Origin of the sequence: Bordetella petrii (assembly GCF_020991325.1) — a bacterium.
In the GTDB taxonomy this organism is placed as follows: domain Bacteria; phylum Pseudomonadota; class Gammaproteobacteria; order Burkholderiales; family Burkholderiaceae_B; genus Bordetella_A; species Bordetella_A petrii_E.
In genome coordinates this window covers 1-2,075 of sequence record NZ_JAJMLX010000453.1, presented here as the reverse complement: position 1 = coordinate 2,075, position 2,075 = coordinate 1, and the positions used below count along the sequence as shown (strand labels likewise).

Annotated in this window: 2 protein-coding genes; both read right to left on the bottom strand. The window is 68.0% G+C overall.

From position 1 onward, the window contains the following. Window positions 1–167 precede the first annotated feature (167 nt). Window positions 168–1,757: a hypothetical protein gene (locus tag LPZ50_RS24435; RefSeq protein ID WP_230665429.1), complete on the bottom strand. Its 1,590-nt coding sequence runs from the start codon at window positions 1,755–1,757 to the stop codon at window positions 168–170. Beyond that, a partial coding sequence (locus LPZ50_RS24430; RefSeq protein WP_230665428.1) for a toxin co-regulated pilus biosynthesis Q family protein occupies window positions 1,754–2,075 on the bottom strand: 322 nt, incomplete at its 5' end. The genes LPZ50_RS24430 and LPZ50_RS24435, both read right to left, overlap by 4 nt.

Below are 2,075 nucleotides of genomic sequence, written 5' to 3'. Positions count from 1 at the left end.
ACCCACCACATAGTGAGAGGCGCGCATGCGGCGCGCCCGGGCACGCGCCAGGCTGGGCGCGTGGCTGCCCACCAGCGCGAACCACGCCAGCCCGAAGGCATAGCTGCGGTCGGTGCCTTCTACGTCGATCAATAGCAGTTGATCGGGAAATTGCGCGCCGGCCATGCTCAGATGCCCTCTTCCACCATCGCGGTGACGAGCACGACGGTGGTCAGGCGATCGCTGGCGGCGCGGTCTTGGCCGCCTGCCAGCAACGGCGCGTTGGCGGACAGTCGGCGCCGGTCATATTCGTCCTGGCGTCGGTCGAAGCCGGAAAGAATGACGGGCTGGCCGGGGCTGAGCGCAACCTGCTGCACCGTGCCATTGCCGTCGATGGTGATTTGCTGCACCTGGATCTGATTGCCCGCCTCGCCGAAGGTGATGCTCTTGAGAGGCTGTGCCACGGTATTGTCGTAGGCAATGGACAGCAGGATGCTGCCGTCGGCCTGGGCATCGGGAACCAGCGTCAGGAACGTACCAACGGTTTCCTGCTTCTGGCTGATGGATACCGACGGCAGCGCCGCACTGCCCAGCGATGCATCCACCCCCGGTATGGCCGTGCTTTGCACTTGGTCGATGTACGAGAACGTGGTGCGCACCGCGTGCGTGACGGGACGGCGGTTCAGGGTAAGCACCGGCACGCTGCTATGGCGCAGCACGGCACCTGTCTGGCTGAGCGCCGAGATGATGGCGCGCGAGCCCTGGAACGGCCCGCCGTTCAGGGTGATGTCCAGTGCGGCGGCCGTGTTGCCGGCCGCCGCCGGCACACCGGCGACCAGCGCTGCCCGGGCGCTGTCGTACACCGCCGTCCAGTCGACACCGCCCTCGGCGGTGTCGTTGGCCTGCAGGGTGATCTCCTCGAACAGCAGGCGTACGCGGCGCGTAAGCGCGCGGTTTTCGTGTTCGATGAACTGGCCGATGCGGTCCAGGACTTCGGGCGTGTCGGTGACGACCAGGGAACTGCCCCCGCCGTCGAGCTCGGCCACGATGCCGGCCTGTGTCATGAACGCCTGTACCCGGGTGCGCACGGCCTGCAGGGCATGGTGCTCACCCGATGCCAGCGTGGTGTTGGAGGTGTTGTCGAAGCCACCGGCCTCGCCATTGCCGGCCCGCCCCAGTCGGGCGTCGGTACGGCTGGCCAGCGTAAGCGCGTGGACATCGAACACGCGCGTCTGCATGCGATAGAACTCGATGGCGTTGCGGTGATAGCGCCAATGCACGCCAAAGCTGGCGGCCAGGGTATCCAGAGTGTCGGGCAAGGGGCGAGGCCCGGCCAGCACAGGCACCTGTGTGGGGCCGGGTGGCGCGACCTGCGCGGCCTGGCCCAGCCGAGGCAGGAACAGGGTCTGGGGCAACAAGGCGTCGGGCGCGATGCGCACGGCAATGCCGGTGGCGCGCGTAAGCCGCTCGGTCAGGGACGGAAGGTCCAGGTGGCCCAGGAACAGCAGCGTGGTGTCGATGTCGCCCCGCAGCGCGGGCGGCAGCAAGACTTCGCGTGCCAAGGGCTGAGGTTTTCCGGCCAGCCAGGGTTTGTTTACTTCCTGGGCCGCCACCCGCGCGGCGCGGTCGGACAGTACAGTGGAAAACTGCCGCTGGCTGCCTTCGACCCGGGCGCGTGCGCCAGCGATTGTCTCGCGCAGGGCAAGCAGGGATTGCGTGGCCGAACAGCCCGACAGGGCCATAGCGACGACCGCGGCCATCGTGGCGCGCATTGTCATGACTGCCCCCGTAGCGAAACCGAGCGATCGCAGGACTGTGCCAACGACACCACGCGCAGCACCTTGTTGGAATAGAAGCATGGCTGCAACGGCCGTTCAGCCAGCTCGGTGGCCGTGAGCAACGCGCGTACGGCGGACTTGAAATCGCCGGGGAACTCGGCTTGGCCGGCCAGAGGGATGTCGGCATCGATGGCCCAATGATGGGGCTCGAACAGCCAGCCGGCGTGGATAGCCCAGCGTGCCAGCACCGCGCGCAGCGTGGTGTCCGGCAGCCCGGCGCGATAGACCGGAGCGGCTGGCGGCGCGCCGGACGGGGCC

What these genes read in the sequence shown, in the direction of transcription:
- LPZ50_RS24435 (WP_230665429.1), bottom strand. Translation starts at nt 1,757, where the DNA reads ATGACAATGCGCGCCACGATGGCCGCGGTCGTCGCTATGGCCCTGTCG.